General features: G+C 62.9%; 21 protein-coding genes. 14 read left to right on the top strand and 7 right to left on the bottom strand.

Annotated features, from left to right (window positions below):
* The 4 genes from ACIPY2_RS14160 to ACIPY2_RS14145 form a co-directional block, all read left to right on the top strand.
* Positions 1 to 335: FG-GAP repeat domain-containing protein (locus ACIPY2_RS14160; protein WP_400267026.1), on the top strand; the 335-nt coding region annotated here is incomplete at its 5' end.
* Between the two features lie 188 nt (positions 336 to 523).
* Positions 524 to 1,408, top strand: a complete 885-nt coding sequence (locus tag ACIPY2_RS14155; RefSeq protein ID WP_400267025.1) for an MBL fold metallo-hydrolase — start codon at positions 524 to 526, stop codon at positions 1,406 to 1,408.
* Positions 1,409 to 1,603: 195 nt separating this feature from the next.
* Entirely contained in the window at positions 1,604 to 2,623 is a 1,020-nt protein-coding gene (locus ACIPY2_RS14150) for a hypothetical protein (RefSeq protein WP_400267024.1), read from the top strand.
* A 98-nt stretch (positions 2,624 to 2,721) separates the two neighbouring features.
* Positions 2,722 to 4,830 carry a beta strand repeat-containing protein gene (locus tag ACIPY2_RS14145; protein WP_400267023.1) on the top strand — a complete coding sequence of 703 codons (2,109 nt, stop codon included), beginning with the start codon at positions 2,722 to 2,724 and terminating at the stop codon, positions 4,828 to 4,830.
* 106 nt (positions 4,831 to 4,936) lie between these two features.
* Here the strand turns inward: ACIPY2_RS14145 and ACIPY2_RS14140 are convergent, their stop codons facing one another.
* The 3 genes from ACIPY2_RS14140 to ACIPY2_RS14130 all read right to left on the bottom strand — a co-directional run bounded on the left by ACIPY2_RS14140 (position 4,937) and on the right by ACIPY2_RS14130 (position 8,939).
* On the bottom strand, positions 4,937 to 7,546 hold the full coding sequence (locus tag ACIPY2_RS14140) for an AMP-binding protein (protein ID WP_400267022.1): 2,610 nt from the start codon (positions 7,544 to 7,546) through the stop codon (positions 4,937 to 4,939).
* Between the two features lie 129 nt (positions 7,547 to 7,675).
* Positions 7,676 to 8,302, bottom strand: a complete 627-nt coding sequence (locus ACIPY2_RS14135; protein ID WP_400267021.1) for a DUF305 domain-containing protein — start codon at positions 8,300 to 8,302, stop codon at positions 7,676 to 7,678.
* A gap of 166 nt (positions 8,303 to 8,468) precedes the next feature.
* Positions 8,469 to 8,939, bottom strand: a complete 471-nt coding sequence (locus tag ACIPY2_RS14130; RefSeq protein WP_400267020.1) for a hypothetical protein — start codon at positions 8,937 to 8,939, stop codon at positions 8,469 to 8,471.
* Between the two features lie 91 nt (positions 8,940 to 9,030).
* Here ACIPY2_RS14130 and ACIPY2_RS14125 point away from each other — a divergent pair, with 91 nt between their 5' ends.
* The 3 genes from ACIPY2_RS14125 (at position 9,031) to ACIPY2_RS14115 (ending at position 11,742) form a co-directional block, all read left to right on the top strand.
* The gene (locus ACIPY2_RS14125; RefSeq protein ID WP_400267019.1) at positions 9,031 to 9,393 is read left to right on the top strand and encodes an ArsR/SmtB family transcription factor; all 363 of its coding nucleotides are present in this window, start codon (positions 9,031 to 9,033) and stop codon (positions 9,391 to 9,393) included.
* A complete protein-coding gene (locus ACIPY2_RS14120) occupies positions 9,390 to 10,457 on the top strand; it encodes a cation diffusion facilitator family transporter (RefSeq protein WP_400267018.1) in 1,068 nt (355 codons plus the stop codon). Before ACIPY2_RS14125 ends, ACIPY2_RS14120 begins: the two co-directional genes overlap by 4 nt.
* Before the next feature lie 67 nt (positions 10,458 to 10,524).
* Positions 10,525 to 11,742, top strand: coding sequence for an MFS transporter (locus tag ACIPY2_RS14115; RefSeq protein ID WP_400267017.1), 1,218 nt, complete (start codon positions 10,525 to 10,527; stop codon positions 11,740 to 11,742).
* Here the strand turns inward: ACIPY2_RS14115 and ACIPY2_RS14110 are convergent.
* Both ACIPY2_RS14110 and ACIPY2_RS14105 read right to left on the bottom strand, forming a co-directional pair.
* Positions 11,739 to 13,079 carry an acyltransferase gene (locus ACIPY2_RS14110; protein WP_400267016.1) on the bottom strand — a complete coding sequence of 447 codons (1,341 nt, stop codon included), beginning with the start codon at positions 13,077 to 13,079 and terminating at the stop codon, positions 11,739 to 11,741. The genes ACIPY2_RS14115 and ACIPY2_RS14110 overlap by 4 nt on opposite strands.
* A gap of 116 nt (positions 13,080 to 13,195) precedes the next feature.
* Positions 13,196 to 14,107 (bottom strand): phosphatase PAP2 family protein, encoded by a 912-nt coding sequence (locus ACIPY2_RS14105; RefSeq protein WP_400267015.1) that lies wholly within the window; start codon positions 14,105 to 14,107, stop codon positions 13,196 to 13,198.
* Between the two features lie 156 nt (positions 14,108 to 14,263).
* Between ACIPY2_RS14105 and ACIPY2_RS14100 the strand changes: the two genes are divergently transcribed.
* From ACIPY2_RS14100 to ACIPY2_RS14085, 4 genes are read left to right on the top strand one after another with little or no spacing between them, the layout of a single operon-like run.
* On the top strand, positions 14,264 to 15,682 hold the full coding sequence (locus ACIPY2_RS14100; protein ID WP_400267014.1) for an ABC transporter substrate-binding protein: 1,419 nt from the start codon (positions 14,264 to 14,266) through the stop codon (positions 15,680 to 15,682).
* Positions 15,679 to 16,629 carry a carbohydrate ABC transporter permease gene (locus ACIPY2_RS14095; protein ID WP_400267013.1) on the top strand — a complete coding sequence of 317 codons (951 nt, stop codon included), beginning with the start codon at positions 15,679 to 15,681 and terminating at the stop codon, positions 16,627 to 16,629. The genes ACIPY2_RS14100 and ACIPY2_RS14095 overlap by 4 nt, the downstream gene beginning before the upstream one ends.
* 8 nt (positions 16,630 to 16,637) lie before the next feature.
* Entirely contained in the window at positions 16,638 to 17,510 is an 873-nt protein-coding gene (locus ACIPY2_RS14090) for a carbohydrate ABC transporter permease (protein WP_400267012.1), read from the top strand.
* Between the two features lie 27 nt (positions 17,511 to 17,537).
* Entirely contained in the window at positions 17,538 to 18,905 is a 1,368-nt protein-coding gene (locus tag ACIPY2_RS14085; protein WP_400267011.1) for a glycoside hydrolase family 32 protein, read from the top strand.
* 78 nt (positions 18,906 to 18,983) lie between these two features.
* Here the strand turns inward: ACIPY2_RS14085 and ACIPY2_RS14080 are convergent, their stop codons facing one another.
* On the bottom strand, positions 18,984 to 20,033 hold the full coding sequence (locus tag ACIPY2_RS14080; RefSeq protein ID WP_400267010.1) for a LacI family DNA-binding transcriptional regulator: 1,050 nt from the start codon (positions 20,031 to 20,033) through the stop codon (positions 18,984 to 18,986).
* Between the two features lie 60 nt (positions 20,034 to 20,093).
* Complete coding sequence (locus ACIPY2_RS14075) at positions 20,094 to 20,711, bottom strand: DUF2510 domain-containing protein (protein WP_400267009.1); 618 nt, start codon at positions 20,709 to 20,711, stop codon at positions 20,094 to 20,096.
* 103 nt (positions 20,712 to 20,814) lie between these two features.
* Here ACIPY2_RS14075 and ACIPY2_RS14070 point away from each other — a divergent pair, with 103 nt between their 5' ends.
* The 3 genes from ACIPY2_RS14070 to ACIPY2_RS14060 all read left to right on the top strand — a co-directional run bounded on the left by ACIPY2_RS14070 (position 20,815) and on the right by ACIPY2_RS14060 (position 24,660).
* Positions 20,815 to 21,423 (top strand): hypothetical protein, encoded by a 609-nt coding sequence (locus ACIPY2_RS14070; protein WP_400267008.1) that lies wholly within the window; start codon positions 20,815 to 20,817, stop codon positions 21,421 to 21,423.
* Positions 21,424 to 21,483: 60 nt separating this feature from the next.
* A complete protein-coding gene (locus ACIPY2_RS14065) occupies positions 21,484 to 22,494 on the top strand; it encodes an o-succinylbenzoate synthase (protein WP_400267007.1) in 1,011 nt (336 codons plus the stop codon).
* Between the two features lie 75 nt (positions 22,495 to 22,569).
* Positions 22,570 to 24,660: a PhoX family protein gene (locus tag ACIPY2_RS14060; RefSeq protein ID WP_400267006.1), complete on the top strand. Its 2,091-nt coding sequence runs from the start codon at positions 22,570 to 22,572 to the stop codon at positions 24,658 to 24,660.
* The last annotated feature ends 98 nt before the right edge of the window (positions 24,661 to 24,758 follow it).

Raw genomic sequence — 24,758 nt, 5'->3', positions numbered from 1 at the left:
GTTCCGGTTGGAACGTCATGAGTGCCATCGACGGCCCTGGTGACTTCAATAGTGACGGCACGGCTGACATTCTGGCCCGTAACTCTTCGGGGGCGTTGTTCCTTTACCCGGGCAACGGCGCCGGTGGCTGGCTTGCGGCGCGGCAGATCGGCTGGGGCTGGGATGTCATGACCGCGATTGAGGGTCCCGCCGACTTCGACGGCGATGGCCGGGCTGACGTTTTGGCACGCAACGGCGCGGGTGCCTTGCTCTTGTACCCCGGTAACGGGGCGGGTGGGTTCTTCAATCCCCGCCAGGTTGGTTCGGGCTGGAACGTTATGAGCATCCTGCTTTAGCCGAGATACGCGAAACCTGTGAAGCGGTTTTCCGTTTCGGCGGGCGCTTCCGTTTCAAGGGGCCACGATCTGTACGATCGTGGCCCCTTGGGTTTTCGCCACCATAGTTCATTCCGTCATCTCCCAGCTTCCCGTGGGTAGAATCGAGGCCTGAACATCGCCGGATTGCACTGTAGACGGAGAATTAATTGTCAGCTTGGCTAGAACTTGGTCCGAACAACTACGTCCTGGAAACCGAAGGGTCCCTGCTAAACACGGGACTCGTTGTGGGCACCGAGCTCGCCATGGTTATCGATACCGGATGCGGACCTCGCCAGGGCCGTGAAATCCTCGCTGCAGTCCGAGAGAAAACGCAGCTTCCATTGGTGGTTGTGAACACGCACGCGCACTACGACCACTTCTTCGGGAACGCTGTTTTTGCGGACGACGGCGTTACGGAGTTTTGGGCGCACGCCAACTGCGCAGCCACGATTGAAAGCGATGGCGACCTGCAGCGACGCTTCGTTGCAACCAACGAGCCGGAAATGGCGGCCGGTGAGGGCGACGCCGTCGAGATCGTTGTTCCGAACGCGATCGTCCATGACCAGCCCGTACTCGTCGATCTCGGTGGCATCACCGCTACGCTGTTCTACCTTGGCCGAGCACACACGGATGGCGACCTACTTGTAGGTACCAACTCAACCTTGTTCGTTGGTGACCTCGTGGAGCAGGGAGCGCACCCGTCGTTCGAGGACTCCTACCCTGAAGAGTGGGCGGATGTCCTGAGGCACATCTCGGCTTTGCGCCACCGGTACGAGCATCTGGTCCCCGGCCACGGGAAGCCCGCGAGCGACCAGTTCGTCAAGACCATGGCAAACACCATGAGCACTGCAGTTCGCCAGGCTACCCAGTCAATCCGCGACATGCCGGCCGACGCCACCAAGGCCATTCCGGTTCTGCCCTACGGGCCGGAACAATCCCGCTGGTTCATCAAACGACTCCAGGAAACGCAGTCACAACATGGGAAGGTTGCGGGCGGTTCACTGGCAGCTCCGGACTTCGGTCCCGAGAAAACGGGCTTCTACCCCTCCTAAGCAAGGTTGCTTACAAAAATTTCATCTCGACCCCTCCAAAGCATGGACTATTGGGTTTATCCGGTTTTAGGATGAAGTCGACCATCGGTTTGCGACTACCTGGGGGGTGTCGAGATGAAGGCCATACACGTGTTTCCACGTGCTGCTCGGATTCTCCGCTCCGTCATGATCGCAGGCGCTGGTACCGCGGTATGGATGGCGCTATCTGCCACAGCCGCCAGCGCAGACTCCAGAAGCCCTGATCAGTCATCGTTGGGCGGGATCAAGTCGTCCGTCAGCTCCACGATTTCGTCGGTGCAGGGCGTTACGCCCGACGCTGCCAAGACGCCAGTTATCGGCATCCCGGTACCCAATGTTTCTCTCCCCGCGCCGGTCAAAGCCGCAGTTCCGGCTCCAGCCGTAACGGTCCAGGTTCCGACGGCGACTCCCGTGGTTGAGCAGGTGGCTGGGTCCGTTGACAACATCGTTGGAACGCTGCCGTTAGTCAACCAAGTCGTTCCCTCCAACACGGTCGGAACGGTCGTGGACTCCGCAGTTGTGCCTGTTACGGGCAGCGTAGACGAAGTCGTCGGCGTTGTAACCCCACCAGTCAATGAAGTTCTTAAGCCGATCGCGCTGGCACCGGTGACCGATGCGACCAACCCGGTTGTGCAGCCCATCGTGGACGTCGTTGATAAGGCTTTGCCGCCGCTGAACGAGGTCCTCCCACCAATAACTGGACCAGCGGATTTCCTGCCGGCGCTGCCGGGGGACCAGTCGCCAGCCGTCCCTGCCAAGCCAGGGGAAGGCACCTTGCCGCCGTCCGCCGTCGTCATCTCGCCCGAGGCAGTTGAACCCGCCGAAGCGGCAGGGCAAGCGGTGGAAGCCGCGCTCACTGAGTCGTTGATCGCCGTTGCCGCGGGTCAGGTCGGGGGTGTCCAGACTTCACTGCATTCACCTCTGTGGAACCACTCACCTGTACCAGCCGTTGGGGACGTTGCGATGGCGGCAGGTGACGGCGGTTCCCCTGCGGGTCCGATCGTCCCCGAAACGGCTCCCCTGGCCGCCACCAACGCTGGTTCGGGAAGTTCCCAGAACGGACCGGTGAGCCCGGTGGCAGCGTTCCTGGGTGGCGCCTTGGTTATTTCTGCAGACTCAGTCTCTGGCCTCGCCTTGGCCAGCAATGAACAGCATCCCCGGTCGGTCTCGTCTGATCCCGGCTCCTCTCCTGACTAGTTCCCTAACCGCGCCGCGCGCAAGTCGGCGGCATACGGCAATTTTGACGATCCGTGGATCGGACGTCTCCGGGACAAGACCTTCAGGAGAAGATCACCATGAACTCGACAATCCGCAGGTGCCTTGTAGGCACATGCTTTGCCGGCGGCCTTATCGCCCTCGGCGCCACGGCGGCCAACGCCGCGGACACGACCAGCGGGAGCGGCGGACTGCTCTCCGGAACACAGGTAGTAGCACCAGTTGCCGCACCTGCAAGCCTCAACTCCACCTCCCTCGGGATTCTTGGAGGTTCATCAGCAAATACAACGGCGCCTGCCACAGCCCCAACCTCGGGTGCAGCGGCAAGCCCCAGCACCAGCGGCTCCAACGCCGTTGGGTCCGGAACACAAGTTGTTGCTCCGGTTAGCGCGCCCATAAGCCTGGGCTCGTCATCAGTGGGTCTGCTGGGGGGCTCCACTGCGACGGGCCCAGCCACAACATCGGGGCCGGCCGCGTCCAGTAGCCCGGCGGCCACCACCAGCGGGTCGGACGGTCTCGCGTCCGGCACCCAAGTAGTTGCACCGGTTACAGTCCCCGTGACTGTCGGTTCCACCTCGGCGAGTCTATTGGGGGACTCATCGGCGTCAAAAACACCAGCGCCAACTACTCCTGCGCCAGCGGCATCGCCGGCGCAGGCAACCACGTCGGGGGGAGAGGGTATCGCGTCCGGCGCCCAGGTAGTGGCTCCGATTTTGGTCCCTGTTAACATCGGGGCCACTGCAGCGGGGGTCGGCGGCGATTCGACTGCTGCTTCCGCTACCTCACCCGGGGCCTCCGGTGCAGCTGCTCCGGCTGCCGGCACGTCCGGTTCTGATGGGGTTGCTTCGGGAACACAGGTTGTTGCTCCGATTACTGCTCCGGTTGGTGTTGGAGCTGTTTCGGCTGGTGCGTTGGGTGATTCCGCAGCTACCACCGGTGGTTCTTCCACCGGTACGGCGGGCTCGGGTGCAGCTGCTCCGGTTGCTGGCACGTCCGGTTCTGATGGGGTTGCTTCGGGAACACAGGTTGTTGCTCCGATTACCGCTCCGGTTGGTGTTGGAGCTGTTTCGGCTGGTGCGTTGGGTGATTCCGCAGCTACCACCGGTGGTACTTCCACCGGAACGGCTGCTCCGTCTGGTTCGTCGGGCGGAACCACGAGTGGTTCGGGCGGGGTTGCTTCGGGAACCCAGGTGGTTGCGCCCATTACCGCTCCGGTTGGTGTTGGAGCTGTTTCGGCTGGTGCGTTGGGTGATTCCGCAGCTACCACCGGTGGTTCTTCCACCGGAACGGCTGCTCCGTCTGGTTCGTCGGGCGGAACCACGAGTGGTTCGGGCGGGGTTGCTTCGGGAACACAGGTTGTTGCTCCGATTACCGCTCCGGTGAACTTGGGTTCGCTGGGTGCTGGTGTCCTTGGTAGCTCGACCGCCACGACCGGTGGTTCTTCCACCGGTACGGCGGGCTCGGGTGCAGCTGCTCCGGTTGCTGGCACGTCCGGTTCTGATGGGGTTGCTTCGGGAACACAGGTTGTTGCTCCGATTACCGCTCCGGTGAACGTGGGAGGGATTTCCGCAGGGTTTCTGGGTGACTCAGTAGTAGCCACTCCTGGGGCTTCAACGGGCGCTGCAACCACCGGAGCTCCTGCTGAGGGCACTACGTCGGGTGACGGTGGACTGCTCTCCGGAACTCAACTCATCGTTCCCATTACAGCACCGGTCACCATCGGCTCGACGTCTGTAGGCATCGGCGGCGGTTCATTCGGCGGAGTGACCCCGCCGGTTGTGAACCCACCCGTTGTTGAGCCACCTGTTGTAAACCCACCTGTTGTAAACCCGCCTACGACTGGCGGACCGAGCACTGGCGGACCGAGCACTGGCGGACCGAACACCGGTGCACCGAGCACTGGTGGACCCAGCACCGGCGGTGCAGATATAGGGGTTAGTGGTCCCAGCACGGGGATCGGTGGCGCCGGAGTAACGGCCAGCGGCAGCCAGTCGGGCAGTGTGAAGCTGATCGTCAGCGGCACCCGAGGTGCGGTGGCAGCGGCCTCCGCGACCGCCGTCGGAGGTTCCACTGCACTGGCCAGCACCGGCTCGAACGAGAGCTTCGTACTCTGGGCAGTTGGTCTGGTCCTGCTGGGCCTGTTCCTTGCAGCGGTCAGCCGTCGCAAGGTAGCTGCCGTCCGCCGCTAACGCGCGAACTGGAGTGAGAGCGGTTGCGGTTCCGGTTTCCGGAACCGCAACCACTCCGCGTGAGGAATGCGATACGCAGAAAAGAAGCCCGGCCGCTGCTGTGGCCTTAGCGCTTCAGCTGCCCCTGGCGTTGGACATGCTTTTTCAAAGGACGCCGCAGAAGCCCTTCAAATCCGACCATTGCCCGTGAAGCAACGGCCCAGTATCCGACGCCGGTCGCCAGGCAGATGCCAACGGCGAGGCCTTTATGGCTGTCCGGGAGGTATGGGTAGACCAGCCAATGCGAGACGTAGATGTACATGGAGGCACTCGCCAGTAACGCGGTCAACCGACGCAGGCCACAGGGCACAGGAAGCGTAGCGGCCCACAACAGAATCAGGAACCCCACCAAAACTGTCGCGCTTCGATACTCGTTGGTGAAGCATCCGGGGATCGTCAGCAGGGCAAGGGCAGTCATCGCCGCGCGTTGCCACACGGTTTTTGCGGCGGCAGCCGCCCAGCCAAAGGCGAAGAGCCAAAGGACAGGCCCTTGGCCGGGATAGGGCAACTCGATGACGTCGAAGCGTTGAAGCAGGTCAATGCCGGCCAGGACAAGCGGAAACGCCCACGGCCATCGACGCTGGGCATTATCGACGGCGGGGATGGCAAGGAGCAAAGCCAGCCCGAGGAGGGTATGTACCAAAATTTCGATAAACCAGAATCGGGACATGTCCGTCCAGCCTTGTGGACCGACCACCGAGTTCAGCAGGAAGACGTTGTGCCAGGCGTAGTCGTCGGTGGTTGCAAAGGCAACGCTGATGACCGCGACGCTGGGAACGACGATCCTCGCTACCGTGCGCAATTGTCGTCGAAGCCGCTCACGCCGCTCCCCGCTTAATTGGAACCTTGCAAAGTTGTAACCCGCCACCGCGATCAGGACGTGGGCGGTACCTTCCCAGTGGAAGAAGCCAACGTGGGTGGACACGATGAAGATGATGGCGATTGCGCGGAGGACGACGCCAGTGTCCATCTGCGCCCAGAATCTTCCTCTTCTGCGCCCAGCATCTTGTACTTGCCTTCCCCCGGAAGGTGCGTCGGTGGTGCCGGACTTTCCCGTCCTGGTGGCCGGTAGCTTTGTTGCTGCCGACAGTTCACATATGGGCATCAGGTGCCAACCGCGCGGGAGGTGGCCCAGGGTTCTTTCGAGCCGGACGGAGGCCGCCACGTATGACAGGGAATCACCGCCCAATGAGGTGAAGGTGTCCGTATCGCAAATGTCGTCGCGTTCCAGGACGTCGGCGAAAATCGTCAGCGGGTTGTCCTGTCCAGGCACGTCGGTGGGGGCCGTGCCGACTGGTTCGATGCGGCCGGGCAGGTTGAGGATTGCCGGATAATCCGGTTTTCCATTGGCAAGGCGGGGTATTTCCTTTACGGGGACGAGCTTCACCGCTGCGCGGGGTATGCCAAGGTCCTGCGCCAAGGTCTTGGCGATCAGGGTCAGGTCCTGGTGTCCTTCAACGGCGGCCACCACTGCGTCGTCGCTTCCGGCGACGGCGGCGATCACCCCGAATTCGCCGAGCAGGCGTTCGACTTCGCCCAGATCTACTCGCAACCCAACGATCTTGACGAAGCGGCTCAGCCTGCCAACCACTTCATACAAGCCTGCCGTGTTGCGCTTGGCGAGATCTCCGGTGCGGAGTTCGGTGACGTCCCGGCCACGCGCAAAGTCAGCAGGCTTTTCGGCGTATCCGAGCATGACATTAGGGCCCGCATAGACCAATTCGCCCGCGTCAAGTCCCGGGACGGGGTCCAGCCGGAACGAGCCACCGGGGACAGGGACCCCGATTGCACGGGGATGTTCAGCGGCCAGGTCCGGTGGTAGATAGGCCATCCTGGCGGTCGCCTCCGTTTGGCCGTACATGACGAAGAGGTCCCAACCGCGCACGGCCCCAAGCTCCGCGTAGGAGCGCACGAGTTTCGGGTCCAGCCGCCCGCCGGCCTGGGTGATGTACCGCAGGCTCGGCAGGTCCATCTGCGCGAAACCGACCCTGTCCAACAAATCAAAGGTGTAGGGGACACCGGCAAATGAGGTGACGTTCTCCCTCCGGACGAGGTCCCAGAAACACGGATCGACCACAGACAAGTCCGTCAAAGCCAAGCTGGCGCCCACGCTTAGGTGGCTGTTGACCACGCTCATTCCGTAGCAGTAGGAGAGCGGAAGCGTGGTAGCGGCGGTATCTTCCGGCCGCAGGTGCAGGTACTGCGCGATGGCGCAGGCATTGGCTTCCAGGGCATCGCCCGAGATGCGGACGAGCTTCGGGGAGCCCGTAGAACCGGATGTGCTGACCAGCAGAGCGAGGTCCGGATGGAGATCGTGCGCTGTCTGCTGTCGTCGTACATCCAGGGCCACATCGCCGTTGTGCGTGCCGGCGAGGATATCAGGATCATAGCTGGCCAGCAGTGCCTCCGCAGCCGGACCACCGCCGGCGGGCAGGATCAACAATGGATGGCCGGACGCCAGTGCGGCCAAGTACACGGTCAACGACGCGAGGGTGTTTTCGGCTTCCAAAGCGATAAGCCGTCGTCCGTCGCCGAAGGTGCGAGCCAAGTCATCCACGCGCCGGGACAGCTCTGTGTAGGACACCGACCGGCCGTCGACGCGCACCGCTGGCCGATCCCCAAAAGATTGCAATCGGGACGCAAAGCCGACACCGGTCAGGACAGACTGAATACTCACCCGTCAAAGTGTGAAGGTATGCCTAACCTAACACAATTGGATTTTTTGAAAGCGTTTTCGGTGACCGCCCCGTGCAGTAGAGGGTGCGACAGGTTGCCGGCCCTGCCGAGCCGGCAACCCGATAGCTGCCTAAAGGGTTGTCAGCAGTTGCTGCATTTCCTTGATTTCGGATTCCTGTGCGGTGACTATGTCCTTGGCCAACTGGACGGCGTCGGGGTTTTTCCCATCGGTGGTCTCGGTTTTGGCCATCGTCACGGCGCCTTGATGGTGGGCGATCATTTGGGTCAGGAATAGCTTTGCCGCCTCCACGCCCTGAGCTGTTTCGAGCTTGGACATGTCATCTTCACCCATCATGCCGTCCATGCTGTGGCTGTCCGCCATCATCGTGGGCTCATTCCAGGTCTTGAGCCAGCCGGTCATTTTTTCGATTTCCGGACCTTGGGCATCTTTGATTCGGCTCGCCAACGCGCTCACGCTGGCAGGGACGTCTTGCTTCCTGAGGATCATCTCGCTCATCTCCACTGCTTGGGCATGGTGCGGGATCATCATCCGGGCGAACATCGCATCAGCGGAGTTATGGTTCCCGGCCAGGGGCGACGCAGATGCCGACGGAATCATGGATGGGCCCATGCTGCCGTGATCCATGCCGGGCATGGACGTTCCGGAGGATCCCGGAGTGGCGGTAGAGCACCCTGCCAAGGCGAGGCAAGAAGCAAGGGCGACGGCGGTCATAGGCAGAATCGTTTTCGTTTTCATTACAGGGGTTCCTTCACAAAAGGCATCTTGGCGTCGATATGCCGACGCCAACAGGACTAGGTGTGCCGCCCATCGTCGAAGAGTCTGTGTTGGGCGCGCTGTAGCTGCCGATGGCAGCAGATAAGGACTTGCGGTCCGTAGCGGAGACGGCCCGTGGTGTGCGGGTCTATGTTCTGCTGATCGACAAATCACCAGGTGAAGGGCTGCCGGGAATGTAGGACCAGGCCGCCCTTGCTTGGACGCCCAGCGACTGAAGGTTTGAGGGAACGACGGCGGTGCTCTCAGGCAGTGGTGCCGCGAGGCTGCCAGTCGCAGTGGATGGGATGCACGAGCCTCCCATGACGTGCTCGCCCGAGCAGTTTCCCGAGCACGTGCACTGCGTCTGCGGAGTCGTGTCGATTCCCGATGAGATGAAGAGGGACTGGCTTGTGTGCCCGATCGTATGGCGATCGCCGTGAGCGGTGTGAAGCCCGACGGCGGTGGCACTCGTGCGGGCTTCAGCAGCAGCAGTTTGGTGCATTGTGTGGGGGCCCGTGATGACGATGTGCATGCCCAGCACGCCGGTGATTAGAGCCAGGACGACAGTCAGGAGCCCGAAGGCGAGGACGGGCTTGGCCCAGGGCTGTGGTGCTGACATGACACGTCCCTTTCCTTGCTCGACGGTTTCGTGCCGGTGGCTGATGACTCCAGAGTACCGGCGCCCAATCGATGAGTGTCATAATATGCGTATGAATGCAGATAAGTGTGGATTGTCGGTCGACAGCGGATACGTCGAATTGGCCGTCGAGGTCTTCGCCATGCTCGCCGATGCGACCAGAGTCCGGATTGTCCTGGCACTGCGGGACGGCGAGCTGTCCGTCAATGAGCTTGCTGAAGCGGTGGGGAAGCCCCAGTCCGCCGTTTCGCAGCACTTGGCAAAGATGCGTTTGGCGAGAATGGTGTCCACGCGCCAAGAGGGAACACGCGTGTATTACCGGCTGGAGAACGAGCACGCCCGGCAGTTGGTCGCCGATGCGATTTTCCAGGCCGAGCACAGTCTGGGCGGCACACCACCGCACCACCACCAGCAATCCGGGGGCGGCGCAGCATGAGTCACGCGCATAGTAGCCCTGAACAGCGGACAGCCCGGCCGGCCGACGAGGCCGGCCACGAGAGCCACGACCATGACCACGAGCACCATGGACACGACCATGACCACGAGCACCATGGACACGACCATGACCACGACCACCCGGGTGGATTGAAGGGTTTCCTGCACGGATTGTTTGTTCCGCACAGCCATGATGCAGCGGACTCGGTGGATGAGGCCATGGAAAGCTCGGCCAAAGGAATCCGCGCATTGAAGATATCGCTGGCTATCCTGTTGGTCACTTCCCTGCTGCAGTTGGCTGTTTTCGTCATCAGCGGCTCGGTGGCCCTCTTGGCCGATACGATCCATAACTTCTCCGACGCCCTGACCGCCGTTCCGTTGTGGGTGGCATTCATCCTGAACCGACGGGCTGCCACCCGGGCCTACAACTACGGCTTTGGCCGCGCCGAAGACCTGGCGGGGCTTTTCATCATCGCCATGGTGGCGCTCTCGGCCGTCGTCGCCGCGGTTGAATCCGTCGTCAGGCTCTTCCAGCCGCAGCCCTTGAGTAACCTGGGCTGGGTCCTGGCTGCGGGTTTGATCGGGTTTGCCGGGAACGAGATCGTGGCCGTATACCGCATCAGGGTCGGCAAGGAGATCGGCTCCGCTGCTTTGGTGGCCGACGGCGTCCATGCCCGGACGGACGGATTCACCTCCCTTGCCGTAGTAGCCGGTGTCGTAGGCGTCTGGCTCGGCTTCCCCCTCGCTGACCCGATCATCGGCATTCTGATCTCGGCCGCTATTTTCGTCCTGCTCTGGGGCACAGCCCGGGATATCGGACGGAGGCTTCTCGATGGTGTTGACCCGCACCTTCTTGGACGGGTTGAGAGCGCCATTGCAACGGCGGCCCCGACGGAATCGACGGTGAAACTTCGCTGGAGCGGGCACAGGCTGCATGTTGAAGTCACCACCTCGGTGGATGCGCATTGGAGTATGTCGGAGTTTGCCAGCTTCCGGCGCAGGGTTGAAGACGCGGTCCGGACCAACATCCGCAACGTCGGCACGGTGACAATCGTCGCCAGCTAAAACCCCGAGCCTGGACCCAGACACAGAGTGTCTCCAGGGAGAGACGCGCGGTCCTAGGATGAAAGGGATGACAAGCACCCGGACAGATCAGAACTTCAGCCTTCGCAGCATAGCCATACCGGCTTTTGGGCCCGCCCTGCTGTTCTGTATCGGGGAGGGGGCGGTCCTGCCGGTTATCGCGCTTTCGGCGCGCGACCTTGGGGCCTCCGTAGCTGTCTCGGCATTGATCGTGACCTTGATCGGTCTGGGATCCTGGCTTTTCAACATTCCGGCTTCCATCATCACCATCAAATTTGGCGAACGCTGGGCCATTGTTGGGGCCGGTGCCGCGGGGGCCCTGGCCCTGGGGGCGGCGGCTTTTGCGCCCCGGCTCGACCATGGGATCTGGCTGCTGGCCGCTGCGATGACCGTTGTTGGTATGAGTTCCAGTGTTTTCAACCTGGCCCGCCAGAAGTACCTCACCGAGGCCGTTCCCGTCATCTTCCGTGCCAGGGCGCTTTCAACTCTCGGCGGTGTCACGAGGATCGGGATCTTCATCGGTCCGTTCATCGGTGCCGGCGTGATGCAGTTCGCGGGGATCAGCGGTGCTTATTGGGTGGGTTTTGCGGGGATGATGGCAGCTGCTGCGCTGTCGCTCACTATTCCGGATTTGGTAGCTCCTGAAGCGTCCGACGGCGGCGCCGCACCTCCAGCGTCCACGCTGCGGCAGGTGACGGCCTCCCATGCGGGGGTGTTCTTGTCCGTGGGCTTCGGCATTCTGTTGCTCAGCGCCTTGCGGGCATCCAGACAGGTGGTGATCCCACTTTGGGCAGACCATCTAGGCATGGATGCCACACATGCATCGTTGATCTACGGACTCTCGGGTGCCATCGACATGTTGGTGTTTTACCCCGCCGGCAAGCTCATGGACCGCAAGGGCCGGCAGTGGGTGGCCGTGCCCTCCACGTTGATCATGGGCGTAGCTCTGGTCATCATTCCGTTCACCAGCGGCTTCTTCCCGTTGCTGCTCGCGGCATTGCTGATCGGATTCGGCAATGGCATCAGCTCGGGCTTAATCATGACCCTCGGGGCGGACTTTTCGCCGGATAACGGGCGAAGCCATTTCCTGGGGGTCTGGCGTTTCATTGCCGACTCGGGAGCGACGGGAGGGCCTGTGCTGCTGTCTGCGTTGACAGCCGCGGTCTCGCTTGCTGCAGGAGTGTGGGCGACGGGAGTGCTGGGCTTTGCCGCTGCTGCCGTGTTCGCCATAGCCATTCCCAGATTGAAGCACCGGCGGAACTACTAAAGACCGGCAGGTTGCACCACCATGGGCCTCTTCCACCGACGAACAGGCCGATCCCCGCTGACCAACCCAACCGCCACAACCAGCAGCACCAAACCCCACGTCGCACTCCACGTATCCAGAGCACTCCGCATCACCACGAACGGCGGGATGATCGCGAGGACAGTTCCAAGGCCAATCCGCCAGGCAGCGGGCCGCGTTGCACCCAAGGCCAATGCAGTACTGGCAACTTCCAGCCGGACCAGCGGCATTGACGCGAGCAGCACGAGTGCCCACGCGGCAACATAGAACGCCGGTCGGCTCAGCCACCATTCCGTGCTGGCAGGCTCAGGGAACGGCAAACGCAGCATCAGGGCCAGGCCGAACATCACGATGATCAACGGCAGATGCCAGAGGTAAATGGTCATGGCTCTGCTACCCACCACATACATGACTCTCTGCACCCAGCCCTGCTGAACCAAGCGCTGCAGCAACGGGTAAAAAGCCTTCAACAAGAGCACGTGTGCCAGGCCCACCAGCACCAAGGGAAACATTGGAGGGTTCTGGTTGGTCAGCATGTCCACGGGATATAGGCCGTCTTGTGTGAGCGGCATCAGGGCCACGTAGCAGGCTAGGGCAGCGGCAACGAGCTTCCACCGCGCGATTCCATCAAAGAGTCCATCGGCGTAAAAGAAGCCCAGTTGCTGCAAAAGCCCCCAGACAAACACCATGTTCAGCAGGCCGATCGGGTTGGAGTCGAAGCCCCACGGGTTGCGTTCGAGCCCCAGCCGGATGACGTCGACGACGACGGCGGACGCCACCAAAATCCCGACGGTACGGTATGGGGCAACCTCGTGGAGTCGTGCCATCATGGGCACCATGGCCTGGCAGATCAGGTAGGCAGCGAGGAACCACAGCTGAACACCGGCACCCGCAGCGATGACTTTCAGCAGGTCTGACGGGACGCCTGCCGCCGTCGCGATCCAGAGCGCCGAGGCGAGGAAGGCGTAGAGCGCCACCGTTGGGCGAACCAATCTCAACACCCGGTTGCGGAGATAGTCGCCGGCGTCCCCGCCCTTTCGCTGCAGGCTGCGCCAGGAGGTAAGGGACGCGAATCCGCCAACCACGAAGAACAACGGCATGACCTGGCCGAACCAGGTTCCCTGGGCAAACCAGCTCAGGGAGGTCAGTGGATTCCCGACTGCGATCCCATTGTTATCAACGCTGATGCCCATCATGAGCAGGTGCACGGCTACCACTGCGAACATGCAGGCTACCCGGATGAAGTCCACCACGAGGTCCCTTGAGCTGGGGCCGGTGCTCTGCGGAGTAGAGGCGAGGCCGGTTTTCATGGAGGGCATGGTTGCTCCTGAGTGTTAATCCAACGAGTGGATTAACTATATGCCACGAAAACGCCCTGAGCCATGGGTGCCTTTCGGGGTGGTCGGCAGCGGGAGGTGCCGCCCGCCGTCGTGCCCTAGCGCTTCCTGGCCGCCAAGCCGAACAGCCATGTGCCGCCCAAGGCAGACGCGTATCCGGCGATCACAATGAAGGCGGTGCCTGCGCGGAAGTAGTCGATGGTGCTGTCTGTGTCGAGTCCCGGCATTACTTGGAGCAGCGAGTATGCCGCTACGGCGCCGGCGGCCAGGAGGGCGAGGAGGGTGACGTAGATCCACGCGCGGGACGACGCCCAGTGCTCGCCGTAGCCATCCCATACGTTCCACTTGTTCCCGGACCTGAGGATGAGCCAGCCGGCGGGCAGCATCACAGCGCCAACAACGAGGAAGGCTGCTACTACGTCGGAGGGGCGGTGCCACTGGTTGATGAGTGTGGAAACGCCCGTGGCCACCGCGAAGGTGCCGCCGAGGAAGCCGGCGAGGGGCCGCCATCGCGGCGAAACCATGAGGAACACTGCCGCGGCTGCGGATGCAGCCAGGGTGGTGTGGCCTGAGGGGAGTGAGTTCAGATCCAGTGTTTGGACCCCGCGGTCGGGGCGGTCGGGGATGAGGAACTTGAGGACCTGGGTGGCAACGTTAGCGGCCACGCAAGCGGCGACGGCGATGCCCGCGGCCGTCCAGCGGCGGCGGGCGATGGTCACGAACAGCACCACAAGCGTGGCAATAACCAGGGAGGTGACGGGTAGGGCATCGAGGAATCCGGTGGAAGCCTTGCCGGCCGAGCCGCTGAGTTCCTTGGCTTCAACAAGGGCCGACTCGTCGATGAACTGACCGGTGGTTGTGCGGACGAAAAAGTAGTAGGTCGCCGCCAGGCCTGCCATGCAGGCGATGGAGATGAGGCAGAACAAGAAGCCCGTACCGGCGCCTGCTGGACGCTCCTGACGTGGCCGTTTGCTCGACCTCCCGCTCACGCGGAATTGCTGGGAACTCATTCTCTCTACCCTGCCACAAATCGCTGGATGCCTCATGTGGGCCTCCTGGCCGATGCGGGGTCTGAAGTGAGATCCATGCAACATTCCTGTGACGCTTGACACGTGTTAGGTGCCAGGACTACTGTTCCTAACACGTGTTAGGGAAGGAAATCTACAATGCCGGGAACCAATGGGGCTTTGCGACAATTCACACGCAGGACCGCCCTCACAGCCCTCGGTGCCGGGATCGTCGGGGTGACAGCGGCGTCGTGGCCGCGCCTCACCGGAACAGACATTCCAGGCCGGGGAGACAGCAGCCTCAGTATCGCCATCATGGGCACCGCCGCCGACGCCGCGGCCCGCCAGAAGGTCATCGACGCCTTCGCCAAAGTCCACCCTGAGATCAAGGTCAAGGTCCAAGCCATCCAGGCCGTGGACTGGAAGGACTTCTTCACCAAGATCCTCACCATGGTGGCCGCAGGCACGCCGCCGGACGTCGTGTACGTGGCCACTGAAGGCGCGCAGCTTTTCGCCGAGAAGCTGGCCCACCCGCTGGACGAGTACCTCCGCCGCGATGCCGACCACATGAAGGAGTACTTCGCGGACGTCCACCCCAGCCTGGTGGAGGCGTTCATGTATAAGGGCAGCTTGTTCCAGCTTCCTATCGACTGGAACGCAGCGAACATGTATTACAACGCCACATCGCTCCGGCAGGCTGGGCTGGAACGGCCCTCCGACAACTGGACCCACACCGACTTCCGCGCAACGCTCGCCGCGATGAAGAAGGCCAACCCCAAGGACTTCACCCCGTACTACTGGACCAATCGCTTATTTGGCGGCGTGGTGCCGTGGCTCTACGCCAATGACACAAGCTTCCTCAAGGAAACCAAATCCGGCGGGGGCGAGTGGTTGTGGGACAGCTTCTACGCCAACGACCCGTCGCGCCGCCTCCGGTCCGGCGGCTACCAATGGCTCGAACCCAACGCCAACGACCCCCGCGTCTTCGAATCCTTCGACTACCTCCGCGGACTCGTCAAGGACGGACTCGGCGTCCGCCCCGAGGAAGGCGGCGGTGGCTCGTTGATCGGCCTCTTCGCCTCCAACCGGATAGGTACGACGCCGGCCGGCGGCTACTGGGTGCAGGGCCTCCACGAGGCGGGGATGACTGAAGACGGATACGACGTCCAGTTCTTCCCCAAGTGGCGGACCCAGCGCCATCAGTTCGGTACGGCAGGGTACGCGATCATGAAGACCGCGAAGGACAAGGACGCAGCCTGGGAATGGGTGAAGTTCAGCTCCAGCCTCGAGGCCATGCGCATCGTGTTCCCCACGCCGAACACCACCCCGGCGCGACGGTCAATGGTCAACGAACAGCTCTATGCCGGAACTGGTCCGCGCCACTGGAAAGTCTTCTACGACACCTTGGACCGGTTTCCCACCACGGGTCCGATTCCGGCACCTCCCCAGCAGGCCGCCGTCGAAACCGCCCTCATGAAGAACGTTTCCCTGGCTGTCAGCGGAGACGAAAACCAACTGAAACAGGCCCTCGCCTCTTTGCAGCGTGACCTGGAACTGGCCTTGAGGAGGCAGCCATGAGCACTGCGACCCGTACAAAAACGGGAACCGGACGGATACCGGTCCACAGGGGTGGCGCGGTGTCCAGAGGGGGCCGCGTCCAGCAACGGTGGCTCCCATGGGCATTCCTCGCTCCGACTATCGTGGGCATGGGCATCTTCACCCTCCTCCCGATCGTGGCTTCGGTTGCGCTCGCGTTCTTCCGCTGGGACATCATCTCGGCACCCACGTTCGTTGGCTTCGACAACTTCGCCGAAGTGGTGCAAGACCCCACAGTCCGGGTTTCGTTCCTGAACACCATTGTCTTCGTCATACTGGCCGTGGCTCTCCAACTCGGGCTGGCACTGGGCCTGGCGATCATGGTGCAGGAAAAGCTGCCGGCCTGGCTGAGGGTTTTCTTCCGCTCCGCGTTCTTCTTTCCGCTGATCCTGTCCGCGGCCTCGGTCTCGATCTTCATGCGGTACCTCTTCAACGAGCAGTTCGGCGTCGTGAACTGGCTGCTGTCCCTCATTGGCATCCCCGCGGTGCCTTGGCTGACGACGCCAACCGGGTCTGCCGCCGTCGTGATCCTTGTGTATGTGTGGCAGAACTTCGGCTTCTCGTTCCTGCTGTTCATCGGCGGCCTCGCCTCCATCCCGGTGGAGACGTACGAGGCGGCTTCGATCGACGGCGCAACAGGCTGGCGCAAGCACTGGTACGTCACGCTGCCCCTGCTGAGCCCCACCACTCTGGTGGCCTCCGTCATGGCGATCATCAATGCACTCCAAGTGTTCGACCAGCCCTATGTCCTCACCCGCGGCGGCCCCGGCGACTCAACCCGCACGGCCGTCATGGTGATCTTCGAGTCGGCCTTCCAGCGCCTCGAATTCGGCCAGGCCTCCGCCATCGGCGTGATCCTGACGCTCATCATCATGGGCATCACGGCCCTGCAATTCCGGCTCGGCAAACGATTCGTCTTCTACCAGTAAGGCCTGCCATGACCACCATTTCTGAACGTGTTGAAACCACGGCTCCCGTAGTTGTGCGGAAGAAGCGCGACTGGTCAGTGGCTGTCCGTGTTGCCGCCCTCCTGATCGCCGCCGTCTTTGTCCTGGGACCAGTCCTCTGGACAATTTCCACCTCGCTTCGTCCGCCGACAGAATCCTTCAAGCTGCCGCCGTCGTTCCTGCCGCTCAACCCGGACTTCACGTCCTACGGCCAGGTGTTCAAACAGCTCAACATTGTTTTGCTGGTGTTGAACAGTGCGTTGGTAACGGGGCTGATCGCCGTCGGCCAGATGATGACGGCGGCGTTGGCCGGTTACGCCTTCGCGCACCTCAAGTTCCGGGGACGGGGTGCGTTGTTCTCGATCGTGCTGGCCACCATGATGGTGCCGGCGCAGGTCACGATCGTTCCCGTGTTCATGCTGATCCGCGGCGTCGGGCTCTCGGACACGCTGCTCGCGCTGATCCTTCCGGCCATTCCGACGGCGTTCGGCACCTTCCTGATGCGCCAGTACTTCATGGGACTCCCGGGGGAGCTCGCTGAAGCGGCAGCGATCGACGGCGCCTCGCCGTGGCGGACTTTCCGTTCCGTGTATGCCCCGCTGGCCATGCCCGGCTTGGCGATCGTGGGCATCCTGGCGTTCAACTTCCACTGGAACGAATTCTTCAGGCCGTTGATCATGACCATCTCCGAGCAGAACTTCACCCTTCCGCTCGGCCTGGTCTCCCTCCAGGGCAACCTCGGCACGGGAAGCATTTCCGTGGTCCTGGCCGGTGTTGTCCTCTCCATGATTCCTGCGCTGGTGGTCTTCATGTTCGGGCAGCGAGCCCTGCAGGATGGACTAACCGCCGGCACGGGCAAGTAGTTTTTACATACCTTGAAAGGGTTTTCAATGACGGACCTTGCTGTATCTTCCCTTGTGCTTGCGGCAACGCACCCGGACCCGGCATTCCCGCGGTTCCACCCACGGCCCGCGCAGGGCTGGATCAACGACCCCAACGGTGTCAGCTACATCAACGGGCGCTACCACGTGTTCTTCCAGTACAACCCCGAGTCCGCCAGGCATTCACAAATTCACTGGGGCCACGTGAGCTCCGCTGATCTGGTGCATTGGGAAGAACACCCAGTGGCTTTGGCTCCACAGCCGGGTGGGCCGGACTCCGCGGGATGCTGGACCGGTGTGGTTACCCTCGACGGCGATGTGCCTACTGCTGCCTACTCCGGGGTCAAGGACCACGGCGGTCACTCGCAGGTGGTGATTGCCCGCGGATCCTCGGATCTGGTGTCCTGGAACCAGGATGGGCACATTGCGGCATCCATGCCATCGGACCCCTCGGTAACTGCGGTCCGTGATCCGTTCATCTTCACCTTCAACGGGTCCCGTTACGCCGTCCAGGGCGCGGGCCTAGCCGACGGGCGTGCCGCGCTTTTGCTCTACTCGGTGGACTCCTTGGATGAGTGGAAGTACCAAGGCATCTGGCTGACCACCGCCGATCCCGTGGCTGCCGCGCACACCCCGGCCGAGATCTGGGAGTGCCCGCAGCTGGTTGAGGTGCCTACTGCCTCCGGCGGGTCCACGTGGGTGGCGATGTTCTCCCTGTGGCTCTCCGGCGACGACCACGAGCACGCCAACGGCGTTGGTCACCTCATCGGTTCGCTCTCCTCGGATCCGGAGACCGGGCTGCCGGTGTTCACCCCTGTTTCCGGTGGCAAGTCTGATCTTGGGCGCGATTTCTACGCACCGCAGATCCTGCAACTTCCCTCTTCTGCTCCGGCCGCTTTGCTGTGGGGTTGGGCAAACGAAGGTCCCGGCCGTGATGGTCGGCGGGGCCGCACCCAGGAGGAAATCGACGACGCCGGGTGGTCGGGTGTGCTGACGCACCCTCGCCTTTTGTCAGTGGTCGAGGGGGCGCTGGTTGTTGCTCCGGCGCCGGAGGTATCCGCGTACCGTGGTGCTTCCGTGGCTTCGGGTGCTGCCGGGTCCGTGGCTGTTCCGGACTTCGCGGAGGTGCTGGTGACTGGTTCCGGCACTGTTTCCCTGGAGCTGGGAGGCGGTCCTGGTTCTCAGGCGGTCTACTCGGGTGTCTTGGCTCCGGGGGAGGAGATCCGGATCTTCATCGATGCTTCCTTGGTGGAGGTGTACCGGTCCGGTTCCGTGGCCACAACCCTCCGGGCCTACCCGGCGCCCGGGGAATCCTGGACGCTCATGGTTTCTGAGGGTGCGACCGCCGATGTGTGGGAGTTGGCCCTCCCACGCTAGGTCTCAATCCTTTGTGGGGCCTGCTCTGCGCGTCATTCCTTGGCTTTGGGGCGCAGAGTGGGCCTCGCAACGTCAAGTTTAGCGGGGTGCGGGGCCCGTGGACTCCCGCAACACCAAGCGGCAGGGGACCATCGTCTCCAAGGTGGGTGCCGCCGTCGTGCTTGTGCTGCCCTCCACCGAATCCAACAGCGAGGTCATGGCCGCCCGGCCGATCTCCCGCAGGGGCAGCGCCATGGTGGTGAGTGCAGGGACCATGGTGCCGGCGATCCGGTGTTCGTCGTCGTAGCCCATGATGGACAGGTCCGCGGGGATGCTGAGTCCCAAGCGGGCCGCGGCCAGGGCGACCCCGATGGCCAAGCGGTCGTTGGCGCACATGATGGCGGTGGGACGCTCGGCCGGGTTTACGCCGTCGAGCAATCGCATGGTCCAGTTGAAACCGTCGTTGATGTCCCAGCCGGCGTGCTTGATCCAGTCTTCCCTGACGTTCGCGCCGGCGCCGGCGAAGGCTTCCCGAAACCCCTGCACACGCAAGGGAGCGGCGGGGTCTTCCTCGGCGCCGGCCAGCAGGGCAATATCGCGGTGGCCATGTTGCAGCAGGTGTTCTGTTGCTTCGCGTCCGCCGCTGACCTCATCAGGGATGACGTGGTGGATTTGCGGGTCCGTCCGGCTGTCGTAGCAGTTGGCGAGGACGGACGGAACGCGCTGCATGCCGGGAGGAACATCCAACGGCTTAAGGCCCACGGTCACGTACATCAGCCCGTCCACCTGCCGGTCCAAGAGGGTCTCGATGGCGCTCGCATCCCGGGCAGCGTCGCGTTCCGTGTCCATGACGACGGTGACGAAGCCACGACTGCGCGCGACGTCGTCCGCTCCGCCGATGATGTTGCCGTCGAACGGGCTGACCACCACCTCATCGGACACGATGCCGATGACCCGGGAGCGCTGGTTCCGCAAGCTGAGGGCAATGGCATTGGGGGAGTAGTTCAGCTCCTGCGCGGCCAGTCGGATGCGGTCCTGGCTTTCTTTCGCCACGTTGCCGTCACCCCGGCCGTTCAGGACAAGGGAAACCGCGCTCCTGGAGACCCCCGCCCTTTTGGCGACATCCAGTGCAGTAGCCTTGCGGTTCATCGGCGTCCTTCCCTCCATGCGTTGATCAGCAGTCTACCTAACGCGTGTGAGGAGTTGCCGCTAAGCAGTAATGGAGTAGCCGAACTGGGAATAGAGGTGGGCCATGAAATTGGCCAACCAGATACCCGACACAATCAGTGAAACCACCACGGTTCCGATGAGCGCCCACACCGGGGCCAGGCCGCGTCCCGGGGCGACCTTGCGCACGATCACGCTTCGGCCGATGACGTAGACCGCTCCGCTGAGGAAGCACCAGGCCCAATGGAACGGCCGGATCACACCGGACCGCTGAAGCCGCTGATAGTCGAAGTAGGCCAGCAGCACACTGACACCCCAAATCAGGACGCCCGAGATCTGGAGTGCGACGTAGCCGCCGGAGTAGATCGACGTGGGGTCGATGGTGGTGGCACCCTGCCGGGTGGTGATGAGCCGGAAATCCGGCTGCCACGTCAGCAACAGAATGACCGAAACGAGGGGGATCAACACGATCGCCCAAATAAACGGGTTGTACACCGGTGTCTGGTTGCTGATCAGGACGCGCTGCTGGGGCATGAACTGCGACGGACCCTGCGCCAGGTGCGGGGTCCACTGCACGCCATCCCACCACCGCATCTGCTGCGGGTTGGAAGGATCCGGATACCAGCCCGGCGGCGTCGGACCGTTGAAACCCTGCGTCATGAATCCCCCTAAATGAGTGTCAAGGCTGAGGATACCGCGGTTATGCGATCTCTCTTAGCAGGCACTCCTCCACATCGCAGGCCAGTCGGTGTATGCATGGAGCATGACCTTCTTCGAGGACTACCCTGAGCCGCCGGAACATCCACCGCATACCCCGCCCACCTCGCCGGCCTGGGCGGGGCCACCCGCGGACGAACTTCCCGGAGTAGTCCCGGTCAGCGCATTCGTACACAGCGGCGAACGGGTTGCCCTTGCGTTGAAGTCCGTTGATGTCTACTCCACCGGCTGCGTCCTGGATCTCGTGTGGACAGTGCGGCGGGCAGGGCGAACAGAACACGAGTGGCGCGACGTCCTGGACAAGGCGCTCACACCCCGTGGTCCCTTCCAGCCAGGCTCGGACGGTCTGCTGGTGGGTGTGGGCTTTGGAGACGGGCGGAAGGCCTTTGCTGCCGCCACAGGACCCGGCACGGATGACGGCGCCGAGGATGTGGCGGGGCCTGTCCTGGTTGCCTTGGGTGGTGGGGGAGCCGGCGGCAATGACCAGATCGTGGAGGGCACGTCACGTTATTGGCTGTGGCCCTTGCCCATTGACGGAAGACCCGTTTTGGTTGCGAAATGGGACGGACTCGGCTTGCCGGAGAGCTCCCTCTCCATTCCCGTTGAGTCCTTCCCGGAAGCAGCCCGTTCCGTCCGGAAATTCTGGGTGGAGTAGATATCCACATAGCGCAGGCAGGCCGGTCTGAGCCCAAAATGCCGCCGGTACAGTGGCACTATGCTCCCTGCGATTGAAGAACTCCTCGATTCAGCCCACGTCGTCTCGCTACCGATGCGCGTGAAATTCCGCGGAATCATGGAACGCGAGACGCTCCTGTTAAAGGGGCCACTCGGCTGGGGGGAATTCTGCCCTTTTCCTGAATACGACGACGACGAATCCGCCCGCTGGCTGTCGTCCACCATTGAGGCGGGCTGGCTTGGGTTCCCCGCTCCGCTTCGCCACAGCATCCCCGTCAACGCCACTGTTCCGGCGGTTCCCGCGGACCGCGTCCCGGAGGTACTGTCCCGGTTCGGTCGTGTTGATGCGGTCAAAGTCAAAGTCGCGGAGCGGGGACAAGAACTTTTCGACGACGTCTCGCGGGTCATTGCTGTTCGGGAAGCCTTGCCCAATGCCGCCATCAGGGTGGACGCCAACGGTGGGTGGGGGGTGGAACAAGCCGTTGAGGCCCTGGGCAGGCTCTCCGTGGTGGGACTTGAGTATGCCGAACAACCCGTGCCCACGATCGAAGGCCTGGCGGAGGTACGAAGCAGGTTGTCATTGACCGCAACCCCTGTTCTGGTTGCCGCCGACGAAAGCGTCCGTAAAGAAGACGATCCCCTTCGCGTTGCAAGGGCCGGCGCGGCGGATCTCATCGTTGTGAAGGTAGCACCGCTTGGGGGAGTGGCACGTGCCCTGGACATCGTGGCCCAGGCCGGCCTGCCCGCCGTCGTGAGTTCCGCACTGGACACCTCCGTAGGGATCCGCGCCGGACTGGCCCTTGCGGCCGCCCTTCCCTCCCTTCCGTATGCATGCGGTCTGGGCACGGTCTCGCTGTTTGCCTCCGACATAACGGTGGACCCCTTGGTAGCGGACGACGGCGCCATCCACCTCCGCGAGACCGTTGCCGACCCCGGGCTGCTGGAGCAGTACGCCGCTCCCGCTGAACGACGCGATTGGTGGCTCGAAAGGTTGCGACGCGTTCACGGTGTACTGGCCCGTTCCGGAACGGCCTTGTTCACCGACTCTTAACCCGCGCGTCCTCGCGGCTTCGGATTGCGCTGACAAGCTCGGCGGGAACCTCGTACCCACTCTGGAAGGTCCCCCATGTCTGAAACCACCGGACGCAAGTTCCCCCTGCTCCCCATGCTTGGCCATACCAAGGGCAAGCGCAGCGCCGTCACCTGTGCGCTCAAGTGCGATAACGCCTGCGCGGGCGACGTCTGCAACACCAGCTCCAACGGCTACTTCCGCGACATCGCCTCCACCGCAATGTCCCGCAGGGCCGCCCTGGGACTTGGTGCCGCAGGTGCGCTCGCCGTCGTTCTTGGCAGTGCGGTAACGGGCACGGATGCCGCAGTAGCAGATTCCGGCAACGGGCTGTCCGATGCGGCGAAGGCGGGCTTCGACAAATCCAAGCTCAAGTTCACCCCCATCAAGCCCGTTGACGCTGCTGTTGACGCCTTCACTGTCCCCGAGGGATTTGACTGGAATCCGATCATCCGTTGGGGCGATCCGCTGTTCAACGATTCCCCGGCCTTCGACCTGAACAAGCAGACGGCCGCTGCCCAGGCACGCCAGTTCGGCTACAACAACGACTACACGGACATCCTGCCCATTCCGGACTCCAAGGATCGCCGCGCACTCCTGTTCACCAACCACGAGTACACCAACGAGAACATCATGCTGCCGGTTGGTTTCGATGCTGCCGAAGCCCGTGCCATCGGTCGCGCAGCGCACGGCCTGGCTGTGGTGGAGCTCGAGCGCAAGAACAAGAACAAGCCGTGGAGCTACGTGCAGGGCGCTCCCTTGAACCGCCGTTTCCTCACGGACACCGTCTACGAACTGGACGGCCCTGCAGCCGGCACCAACCTGGTCAAGACCATCGACGACCCTGCCGGACGCTGGATCAAGGGCACCCTGGGCAACTGCTCCGGCGGAACCACGCCGTGGGGCACCATCCTCTCCGGCGAAGAAAACTTCAACGGCTACTTCGCCGCTCCCGGCACCAGCGACTCGGACAAGCGATATGGTCTGTCCGCCAAGCCCACCACGCGCAAATGGGAACTCGACGAGCCTCGCTTCGATACCCGCAACGCCGGCTACGCCAACGAGACCAACCGATTCGGCTGGATTGTGGAAGTGGACCCGTTCGATCCCACGTCCACCCCGAGGAAGCACTCCGCCATGGGCCGCTTCAAGCACGAGGGCGCCAACGTGATCGTGGCTCCCGACGGCCACGTTGTTGCCTACATGGGCGACGACGAGCGCTTCGACTACCTCTACAAGTTCGTTTCCAAGGGCAAATACCAGGCCGGCGACTCCCAGGCGGCCCGCCGCAACAACATGAACCTTCTTTCCGAAGGCGACCTGTATGTTGCCCGCTTCACGGGGGATTCCCCGGCCGCCGAGATCGATGGCACCGGCAAGCTCCCGGCGGACGGCGCGTTCGATGGCTCCGGCGAATGGCTGCCGTTGGTGGTCAACGGCCAGTCAGCCGTGCCCGGCATGTCCGTTCCCGAGGTCCTTGTGTACACCCGTCTCGCCGCAGACAAGGTTGGCCCCACCAAGATGGACCGTTGCGAAGACGTCCAGCCCAGCCTGCTCACCGGCAAGATCTACGTGGCCTGCACCAACAACTCCGACCGCGGCAAGGCCGGCAAGGAAGGTGCCACCGAGGTCAACCCCCGCACGCTCAACCGTGACGGCCACATTGTGGAAATCACCGAGGCCCCGGGCCAGACCGGCACCAAGTTCAACTGGACCCTCCTGCTGGTTGCGGGCGATCCTGCCAAGAACAACTCCACCTACTTCTCCGGGTTCCCCGCAGACAAGGTCTCGCCGATCTCCTGCCCGGACAACGTAGCCTTCGACTCCGTGGGCAACCTTTGGATCTCCACGGACGGCGCCCCGTCGACCATCGGCTACAACGATGGTCTCTTCAAGGTCACCTTGGAAGGCCCGGAACGCGGCAAGGTGGAGCAGTTCCTCGCTGTCCCGCGCGACGCCGAGACGTGTGGTCCGATCGTCCATGACGAAGAGCGCACCGTTTTCGTAGCCGTCCAGCACCCGGGTGAAGAGGGCACGTTCGATGCCCCGCACTCGTACTTCCCTGACTACGTCGGCGCCGGTGCCACGCCTGCCGCGGGCGCTGTCCGCGCGCCCCGCCCGTCGATCGTCCAGGTGTTCCGCAAGTAGCGCATTGCCGCGAAACGCTCCTTCATCCCGTTCCGGGGGTGGAGGAGCGTTTCCGTTTAAGGGATGGGATGTGAGAGAGCGTTGGACTGAAAGGGGCG

The organism is Paenarthrobacter sp. NPDC089675 (assembly GCF_044749185.1).
Taxonomy (GTDB): domain Bacteria; phylum Actinomycetota; class Actinomycetes; order Actinomycetales; family Micrococcaceae; genus Arthrobacter.
The sequence above is the reverse complement of the archived record's forward strand: the minus strand, read 5'-3'. Positions and strand labels throughout refer to the sequence as shown.

Excerpts from the sequence above, each read along its gene's own strand:
- ACIPY2_RS14150 (WP_400267024.1), top strand. The coding sequence starts at position 1,604 with ATGGCGCTATCTGCCACAGCCGCCAGCGCAGACTCCAGAAGCCCTGAT.
- ACIPY2_RS14145 (WP_400267023.1), top strand. The coding sequence starts at position 2,722 with ATGAACTCGACAATCCGCAGGTGCCTTGTAGGCACATGCTTTGCCGGC.
- ACIPY2_RS14135 (WP_400267021.1), bottom strand. The coding sequence starts at position 8,302 with ATGAAAACGAAAACGATTCTGCCTATGACCGCCGTCGCCCTTGCTTCT.
- ACIPY2_RS14130 (WP_400267020.1), bottom strand. The coding sequence starts at position 8,939 with ATGTCAGCACCACAGCCCTGGGCCAAGCCCGTCCTCGCCTTCGGGCTC.
- ACIPY2_RS14125 (WP_400267019.1), top strand. The coding sequence starts at position 9,031 with ATGAATGCAGATAAGTGTGGATTGTCGGTCGACAGCGGATACGTCGAA.
- ACIPY2_RS14120 (WP_400267018.1), top strand. The coding sequence starts at position 9,390 with ATGAGTCACGCGCATAGTAGCCCTGAACAGCGGACAGCCCGGCCGGCC.
- ACIPY2_RS14115 (WP_400267017.1), top strand. The coding sequence starts at position 10,525 with ATGACAAGCACCCGGACAGATCAGAACTTCAGCCTTCGCAGCATAGCC.
- ACIPY2_RS14110 (WP_400267016.1), bottom strand. The coding sequence starts at position 13,079 with ATGCCCTCCATGAAAACCGGCCTCGCCTCTACTCCGCAGAGCACCGGC.
- ACIPY2_RS14105 (WP_400267015.1), bottom strand. The coding sequence starts at position 14,107 with ATGAGTTCCCAGCAATTCCGCGTGAGCGGGAGGTCGAGCAAACGGCCA.
- ACIPY2_RS14100 (WP_400267014.1), top strand. The coding sequence starts at position 14,264 with ATGCCGGGAACCAATGGGGCTTTGCGACAATTCACACGCAGGACCGCC.
- ACIPY2_RS14095 (WP_400267013.1), top strand. The coding sequence starts at position 15,679 with ATGAGCACTGCGACCCGTACAAAAACGGGAACCGGACGGATACCGGTC.
- ACIPY2_RS14090 (WP_400267012.1), top strand. The coding sequence starts at position 16,638 with ATGACCACCATTTCTGAACGTGTTGAAACCACGGCTCCCGTAGTTGTG.
- ACIPY2_RS14085 (WP_400267011.1), top strand. The coding sequence starts at position 17,538 with ATGACGGACCTTGCTGTATCTTCCCTTGTGCTTGCGGCAACGCACCCG.
- ACIPY2_RS14080 (WP_400267010.1), bottom strand. The coding sequence starts at position 20,033 with ATGAACCGCAAGGCTACTGCACTGGATGTCGCCAAAAGGGCGGGGGTC.
- ACIPY2_RS14075 (WP_400267009.1), bottom strand. The coding sequence starts at position 20,711 with ATGACGCAGGGTTTCAACGGTCCGACGCCGCCGGGCTGGTATCCGGAT.
- ACIPY2_RS14070 (WP_400267008.1), top strand. The coding sequence starts at position 20,815 with ATGACCTTCTTCGAGGACTACCCTGAGCCGCCGGAACATCCACCGCAT.
- ACIPY2_RS14065 (WP_400267007.1), top strand. The coding sequence starts at position 21,484 with ATGCTCCCTGCGATTGAAGAACTCCTCGATTCAGCCCACGTCGTCTCG.
- ACIPY2_RS14060 (WP_400267006.1), top strand. The coding sequence starts at position 22,570 with ATGTCTGAAACCACCGGACGCAAGTTCCCCCTGCTCCCCATGCTTGGC.